The 7,723-nt window shown below is 71.6% G+C and carries 6 protein-coding genes and 1 pseudogene; 2 read left to right on the top strand and 5 right to left on the bottom strand.

Features of this window, described 5'->3' with window-relative positions; all coding sequences use genetic code 11:
- Positions 1-18: 18 nt before the first annotated feature.
- Positions 19-651: an MBL fold metallo-hydrolase gene (locus tag ACTWQJ_RS11825; RefSeq protein WP_443306589.1), complete on the bottom strand. Its 633-nt coding sequence runs from the start codon at positions 649-651 to the stop codon at positions 19-21.
- The gene (locus tag ACTWQJ_RS11830) at positions 648-1,736 is read right to left on the bottom strand and encodes an S-(hydroxymethyl)mycothiol dehydrogenase (protein ID WP_443306590.1); all 1,089 of its coding nucleotides are present in this window, start codon (positions 1,734-1,736) and stop codon (positions 648-650) included. The genes ACTWQJ_RS11825 and ACTWQJ_RS11830 overlap by 4 nt, the downstream gene beginning before the upstream one ends.
- A 430-nt stretch (positions 1,737-2,166) precedes the next feature.
- On the opposite strand from ACTWQJ_RS11830, the pseudogene purU reads away from it, so the two are divergent.
- Positions 2,167-2,262: pseudogene (gene purU, locus ACTWQJ_RS11835) on the top strand (formyltetrahydrofolate deformylase); the annotation flags it as partial.
- Between the two features lie 102 nt (positions 2,263-2,364).
- A complete protein-coding gene (locus ACTWQJ_RS11840) occupies positions 2,365-3,162 on the top strand; it encodes an IclR family transcriptional regulator (protein ID WP_443306591.1) in 798 nt (265 codons plus the stop codon).
- 16 nt (positions 3,163-3,178) lie between these two features.
- On the opposite strand, the gene folP is transcribed toward ACTWQJ_RS11840, so the two are convergent.
- From folP to ACTWQJ_RS11855, 3 genes are all read right to left on the bottom strand, one after another.
- Entirely contained in the window at positions 3,179-4,099 is a 921-nt protein-coding gene (gene folP / locus ACTWQJ_RS11845) for a dihydropteroate synthase (protein WP_443306592.1), read from the bottom strand.
- Between the two features lie 109 nt (positions 4,100-4,208).
- On the bottom strand, positions 4,209-4,811 hold the full coding sequence (locus ACTWQJ_RS11850) for a sarcosine oxidase subunit gamma (RefSeq protein ID WP_443306593.1): 603 nt from the start codon (positions 4,809-4,811) through the stop codon (positions 4,209-4,211).
- Positions 4,804-7,723, bottom strand: a 2,920-nt coding sequence (locus ACTWQJ_RS11855) for a 2Fe-2S iron-sulfur cluster-binding protein (protein WP_443306594.1), incomplete at its 5' end; no start/stop codon positions are given. The genes ACTWQJ_RS11855 and ACTWQJ_RS11850, both read right to left, overlap by 8 nt.

The following is a 7,723-nucleotide window of genomic DNA, read 5'->3' on the forward strand; positions in this document are numbered from 1 at the left end:
TGTGCTGTGACGGGCGGGTCAGTGGCCTCGGGCGATCCAGTCGTCGAGGTGGGGCGCTTCGGCTCCGATCGAGGTGGTGGCGCCATGGCCGGTGTGGACGGTGGTGTCTGCGGGGAGCGTGAGCAGCCGGTCGCGGATGGAGGCGATGATGCTGTCGAAGTCGGAGAAGGAGCGGCCAGTGGCTCCGGGACCGCCCTGGAAGAGGGTGTCGCCGGAGAACAGGGCTCCCAGCTCGGGCGCGTACAGGCAGACGGAACCCGGAGAGTGTCCGGGGGTGTGCAGCACCCGCAGTTCGATGCCGGCCACGGTCAGGTCCTCCCCGTCGATCAGCTCCCAGTAGTCGGGCACCCGCGGGCCGTTCACCGTCTTCCACAGCACCGCGTCGGCCGGGTGGAGCAGGATCGGCGCCCCGTAGCGGGCGGCCAGGGCGGGAGCGGCGTTCACGTGGTCGTTGTGTGAGTGCGTGCACACGATGGCGACCAGGCGCCGGTCGCCGACGGCCGCGGCGACCGCCTCGGCGTCGTGCGCGGCGTCGATCACGAGGACCTCGTCGTCGTTGCCGATCAGCCAGACGTTGTTGTCCACCTCCCAGCTGCGGCCGTCCAGTTGGAAGGTTCCGGAGGTGACGAGGTGCTCGATTCGCGTGGTCACAGGACCACCACCGAGCGCAGGACCTCGCCGTGGTGCATCTTGGCGAAAGCGGCCTCTACGTCGTCCAGGCTGATCGTCTCGCTGACGAAGTCGCCCAGGTCGAAGCGGCCCTGGAGGTAGAGGTCGATCAGGGCGGGGAAGTCCCGGGAGGGCAGGCAGTCGCCGTACCAGGAGGACTTCAGGGCCCCGCCGCGGCCGAACACGTCCAGCAGGGGCAGGTCGAGGGTCAGCTCCGGGGTGGGTACGCCCACCAGGACGGCGGTGCCGGCCAAGTCACGGGCGTAGAAGGCCTGCTTGAAGGTCTCGGGACGGCCCACCGCGTCCACGACGACGTCGGCGCCGAAGCCGCCGGTGAGGTCACGGATCGCCTCGACGGCGTCGGTCCTGGAGGAGTCGACGGTGTCGGTGGCGCCGAACTGCTCGGCCCACCTCAGCTTCCGCTCGTCGACGTCGACGGCGATGATGCGGCCGGCGCCGGCGACCTTGGCGCCTGCGATGGCGGCCATGCCCACGCCGCCGCAGCCGATCACGGCAATCGAGTCGCCGCGGCCGACGCCGCCGGTGTTGACCGCGGCGCCGAAGCCGGCCATGACGCCACAGCCGAGCAGGCCCGCCGCCGCGGGCGATGCTGTCGCGTCCACCCTGGTGCACTGGCCGGCGGCGACCAGGGTCTTCTCTGCGAAGGCACCGATACCGAGGGCCGGGGAGAGCGGGGTGCCGTCGGCCAGCGTCATCGGCTGGGTGGCGTTGTGGGTGGCGAAGCAGTACCACGGTTTGCCCCTGCGGCAGGCCCGGCACTGGCCGCCGCAGACCGCGCGCCAGTTGAGCACGACGAAGTCGCCGGGTGCCACCTCGGTGACGCCCTCGCCGACCGCCTCGACGACACCTGCGGCCTCATGGCCGAGCAGGAAGGGGAACTCGTCGTTGATCCCGCCCTCCCGGTAGTGCAGGTCGGTGTGGCAGACGCCGCAGGCCTGCACCCGCACCAGCGCCTCACCGGGGCCGGGGTTCGGCACCAGGATGGTCTCCACCGAGACCGGTGCGCCTTTCTTCCAGGCGACGACGGCGCGTACCTCGTGTGTCACGGTCGATCTCCTCGTCGAGGGGACGGCCGAATGCGATCTTCGGCCTGATGTTCTGGATGGCGAGAGGACGTCGATCGCTCCCCGGCGCGATCGACGAGGGGAGGGAGAGGACTTCACTGGGGCCCGGGTGAGGACCGAGGCCGAGCCGCCGCGTTGCATATTGCGCAACCTTCATCGCCATAAGCAACGACTGGCCAAACTGTCTCCCTGCGGACACCCACTGTCAAGGGGTTGGCCGAGCGAACTTGCCATCCCGCTGGAAGTCGTCCGCCGGACACCCACAGACATGCAGCCGGCCGGCCCCTGAGAGGCCGGCCGGCTGCATGTCGCCTGATTCGGTGCCCTACACGGCCAGGATCGCCCGAGACCGCTCCCGCGCAGGCTGTCGCGTCGCTCCCCACCGGCCGTCGCGGGCCGCGGGGAGCCGGTCCGCGATGTCGAGGCCCAGGTACTCGCCCGCGCCGCCGAGTGGCACAGCGAGAGCCGTGTGCCGGTCAACGGGAACTGCACAGTGGTCTTCCGCTGACGGGACGGGCCGTGCAACCATGCGGGCGGCCGGATCCCGCCATGGGGGTCGCCTTCCACGGCCCCTGCGGGACCCACGGACACGACTGCGTATAGTTGCGCTATGAGCAACTACACCGCAGATAGCGAAACAGCAGGTCCCGCGGTGAACGGAGTGCAGTCCGTCGACCGTGCCGTCAGCGTCCTGGAGATCCTGGCCCAGCGTGGCGAGGCGGGTGTCAGCGAGGTCGCCGCCGAGATCGACGTCCACAAGTCGACCGCGTTCCGTCTGCTCGGGGCACTGGAAGCGCGCGGTCTGGTCGAGCAGACGGCCGAGCGGGGCAAGTACCGGCTGGGCTTCGGGATCGTGCGTCTGGCCGGCGCGGTAACGGGCCGTCTCGACATCACCCAGCAGGGCAGGCCGGTGTGCGAGCAGCTCAGCGAGGAGATCGGCGAGACAGTCAACATCGCGGTCATGCAGGAGCACTACGCGGTCAACCTCTACCAGGTACGCGGCCCGGGCGCGGTCGGCACCCACAACTGGGTCGGGCAGCTCACCCCGGTGCACGCCACGTCGAGCGGGAAGATCCTGCTGGCCCACCTGCCGGAGAAGGAGCGCGCCGACGTGCTCGCGGCATCCGGGATGCAGAAGCTTACGCCGCACACTCTGACCGCCAGTACGAGGCTGGAGAAGAACCTCGCCGAGACGCGGGAGCGTGGGTACGCGGTGACGCTGGAGGAATTCGAGATCGGCCTGCACGCCATGGCGGCCCCGATCCGGTCCCGCGACGGCGAGGTCATCGCCGCGCTCAGCGCCTCCGGCCCCGCGTACCGCTTCACCGAGGAGCGCATCCACGAGTTCGCACCGGTACTGATCAAGGGCGCGGAGGAGATCAGCCGCCGGATGGGCTATCTGGGCTGAGGCTCCACAGGGGCGCTCAGCGCAGCGGCGACCGTGCTGACGCTGCCGCCTCGACGCCCCAGCGAGCCGTCACCCGTACCGCGTCCAGCGTCGAGGCGACGTCGTGCACCCGCAGGCACCAGACGCCCTGCGCGGCGGCGAGGACGGACACGGCGGTCGTCGCGGCATCACGCAGCCGTGCTGGGCGCGGTTGTCCCGTTGTCCGGTCCGCCAGCAAATGGCCCAGGAACGACTTGCGTGACGCGCCCACGAGGACGGGGTGGCCCAGTGCACGGACCTCCCCCAGACGGCCCAGCAGCTCCCAGTTGTGCTCGGGCGCCTTGGCGAAGCCCAGCCCGGGGTCGATGATCAGGCAGCCGGGCGGGATCCCCGCCTCCAGCGCGGTCTCGATCCTCAGGCGGAGCTCGTCGAGCACGTCGGTGACGACGTCGTTGTAGACGGCGTTCGCCTGCATGCCGGCGGCGTGTCCACGCCAGTGCATCACAACGTACGGCGTGCCCGCCCGGGCCATCAGCGGCAGCATCGCGGGGTCGGCGAGGCCCCCTGAGACGTCGTTGATCAGTCGTGCACCCGCGTCCAGCACGCGGGCGGCGACCTCGGCCCGCATGGTGTCGACACTGACGATCGCGCCCGCCGCGGCGAGTTCCCGGACGACGGGCAGAACGCGTCGCAGCTCCTCCTCGACCGGCGGGCGCGCCGCGCCGGGGCGGGTCGACTCACCGCCCACGTCCACGATGTCCGCTCCCTGCGCGAGCAGGGCGAGTCCGTGTGCGACGGCCGCGTCCGCCGCGAACGACAGCCCGCCGTCGGAGAACGAGTCCGGGGTGACGTTCACCACGCCCATGACCAACGTCCGGCCGGAACGTGGAAGCCCGTGCGGGTGGAGTTCCGGCGTTCCCGGGTGCGGAGCGGTGGTCGCGTGGGTCGTGGTGGTCACAGGGGTCCGACTTTCGATGCGAATCACGAAACGTAATGCAGAAGGCCCTGTGGGAGCCCTTCAGCGGAGCTCCCACAGAGGCGACGGGGGGCAACCCCGTCGTGGTCGCTCAGATGTACTCCGTCGCCGCGTCGAGCAACCATTCCGCCAGATAGCCGGCGAAGGACGAGCGGACCAGCACCCAGAATCCGGCCCTGGGTTCGTCCCGGGCGACCAGGACCACCTGCGTGCGGCCCAGTGTCGTCTGGGCGCAGCGCCCGGACCCGAAGGCCCGCGGATGCAGGTCCAGCGCGCAGCCGTGGGCCAGCAGGTCGTGGGCGCGGGGGCCCGTCACGAGGAGCGTGGTGCGCTGGGCGGAGACGTCGGTGACCGAGACCGGCTCGTCTTCCGCGGCCTCCCGGATCCGGCTCTCCAGGTCCTGTTCGCTCCCCGGCGGTCCGACCAGCAGCCACTCGTCCGGACCGAGCCACAGCGCGGTCAACTCCCCCGCGCGTACGACGGTGTTCGGCTGGAGGGGCAGTTGGAGGTCCAGTGCGAGCCCGACGGCTTCCGCCGCCGCTCCCTTGGCGTCGAGGCGCACGTTGATCTGGGCCAGGAAGGGGAGTTCGGCCAGCCGGATCGCACCCCCGGACGTGCGTGTCGCGGCGGCCAGGCGATTCGCGACGTGCGACAGGGGGCTGCGGAGCGGGGCGGTCAGGGCGTTGTCAGCCATCGCGGCGGGCTCCCTCGGGGTCGTAGAGGACGGGGCTTGCGACGGTCACCGGGACCAGTTGGCCGCCCACGGGGGCGTACAGCCGCTCGCCGATGCGGTCCCGGCCGCCCTTGATCAGGGCGAGCGCGAAGGTCCGGCCGAGGGCCGCGCTGCGATAGCTGGAGGTGACGTGGCCGAGCATCGGCACGGGCGGCTCGGGCAGCACACCGTCGGCGACCAGGTGGGTGCCCTCCGGGAGGAAGGTGCCCGGGTCCTCGGGGAGGAGGCCGACCAGGTGCTTGCGGTCGGGGCGGGCGGTGTCCGCACGGGCGTAGGACCGCTTACCGATGAAGTCCGGCTTCTTCTTCGACACCACCCAGCTCATGCCGAGGTCCTGGGGAGTGACGGTGCCGTCGGTGTCCTGGCCGATGATCGGGTAGCCCTTCTCGGCGCGCAGGACGTGCATGGTCTCGGTGCCGTACGGGGTGATGCCGTACGGGGCGCCGGCCTCGTACACGGCCTCCCAGAGGGCGAGGGCCTCCCACGGTGACACGTTGATCTCGTAGGCGAGTTCTCCGGAGAAGCTGATCCGGCACACCCTGGCCTCGATGTCCGCGACGGTCGTCTCGCGCCATGCCATGAACGGGAAGTCGTCGTTGGCGACGGCAAGTTGGGGCGCGAGCGAGCCGAGCACCTCGCGGGACTTCGGACCGACCAGGGCGACCGTGGCCCACTGCTCGGTCACGGACGTGCAGTGGACCTTCAGCTCGGGCCACTCGGTCTGGAGCCACTCCTCCATCCAGTCGAGTACGGCGGCGGCGTTGCCCGTCGTCGTGGTGATCAGGAAGCGGTCCTGGGCGACGCGGATGACCGTGCCGTCGTCGAAGACCATGCCGTCCGGGCGGCACATGACGCCGTAGCGGATCATGCCGACCTTCAGGGTGCTCATCATGTTGGTGTAGAGCAGGTCGAGGAAGACGCCGGCGTCCGGGCCCTGTACGTCGATCTTGCCGAGGGTGGAGGCGTCCATGAAGCCCACGCTCTCGCGGGTCGCCCGGCACTCGCGCAGCACGGCGGCTTCCATGTCCTCGCCGTCCTGCGGGTAGTACCAGGGGCGCTTCCACTGGCCGACGTTCTCGAACAGGGCGCCGTGCGCGACATGCCACTCGTGGATGGCCGTCGTGCGGATCGGATCGCTCAGCGCGCCCCGGTCGCGGCCCGCGAGGGCGGCGAAGGAGACCGGGGTGTACGGCGGGCGGAACGTCGTCGTGCCGAGCGCCGAGATGTCCACGCCGAGCAGTTCGGCCACGACGCCGCTGGCCAGGACGCCGGAGGTCTTGCCCTGGTCATTGGCGGTGCCGGCCGTGGTGTAGCGCTTGGTGTGCTCGACCGAGCGCAGGCCGGCGCCGGTCGCGCGGGCCAGGTCGTCGACGGTGACGTCGCGTTGGAGGTCGACGAAACGGGGGGCGTCCGAGGCGCCCGGGACGACGTACACGTGCATGGGGGGCGTCGGCTGCGGCTGTGCGGCCACCGCCGGGAGGCGGGGCGACTCGGGGGTGTAGCCCTCGGCCTCGACGGCGCGGGCACCGGCGGCCGCGCCCTGTGCCAGTACCGTGGCCGGGACGAGGACGCCGCTCGCACTGCCCACGACCTCGACCGCCTGGCGGCAGGTGTCGGGGACGAAGGAGCCCAGCGTCTCGTCGTGGCGCAGCTTGCCGCCCGACTGGCTGAACAGGTGCGCCACCGGGTTCCAGCCGCCGGAGACCAGCAGCAGGTCGGCGGCGAACTGCCGCTGCCCCGCGGACTCCCCGTACGGGGCGACGGTCACGGCGGTGAGGCGTGCCTCGCCCTCCGTGCCGGTGACAGCGTGGCCGGGCAGGACTTCGATGCCGGCCGCCCTCGCGCGCTCCGCCCACTCCCCCGGTTCGGGGCGCGTGTCGACGATCGCCGTGATGGCCAGGCCCGCCGTGGTGAGGTCCAGCGCCGCGGCGTAGGCACTGTCGTTGGTGGTGAAGACCACCGCGTGGCGGCCGGGCAGGACGCCGTGGCGGTTGACGTACGTGCGGGCCGAGGAGGCCAGCATCACTCCGGGGCGGTCGTTGTCCGCGAAGGCCAGCGAGCGCTCGTGGGCGCCGGTGGCGAGGACGACGCGGCGGGCGCGGATGCGCCAGACGCGTTCGCGGGAGACTTTCTCGGGGGCCTCGGCGCCGAGGTGGTTGGTGCGGCGTTCGACGGCGAGGAGGTGGTTGTCGTCGTAGTAGCCGAAGACGGTGGTACGGCGCAGGACGCGGACCTCGGGGGCGGTGTCGAGCCGACCGGTGATCTCCTGCACCCAGTCGAGGTGTTCGGCCGTGCCCAGGAGGCTGCCGCCCAGTTCCGGCTGGTCGTCGGCGAGGATGACGCGGGCGCCGCTGTTCGCTGCCGCCGCCGCGGCCGCGAGACCGGCCGGGCCCGCGCCGACGATCAGCAGGTCGCAGTGGGCGTGTACGGCGTCGTAGCGGGCGGGGTCCGGTTCGGCGGCGAGGCGGCCCTGGCCGGGGAGGCTGCTCGCGACCAGGCCGTCGTAGAGCTCGACGGTTGTCGCGGGGAGCATCGGCTCGGGGAAAGGCGCTTCGATCTGGATGACTGCGTTGGGCTCCTCCACGCCAGCCGAGAAGATGCCGCGGGGGCGGCCGAACTTGATGCTGGTGGCGGCCTGGATGACGCCGTTGGCGAGGAGGGCGGAGGCGAGGGTGTCGCCGCGGCAGCCCTGGTATTCGGTGCCGTCGAAGGTGAAGGTGAGGGGGGCGTCGCGGTCGATTCGGCCGCGGATGGGGTGGCGGAACGGTTGGCCCGCGGCGGAGCCGCTGATGGATGCAGCGCCCCCGCCGCCCCTGCCCGTCCCGTCCTCCAGGGGCTCTGCCCCTTCGACCCCGCCAGGGGGCTCCGCCCCC

The organism is Streptomyces sp. KR55, assembly GCF_052245645.1.
In the GTDB taxonomy this organism is placed as follows: domain Bacteria; phylum Actinomycetota; class Actinomycetes; order Streptomycetales; family Streptomycetaceae; genus Streptomyces; species Streptomyces flavusporus.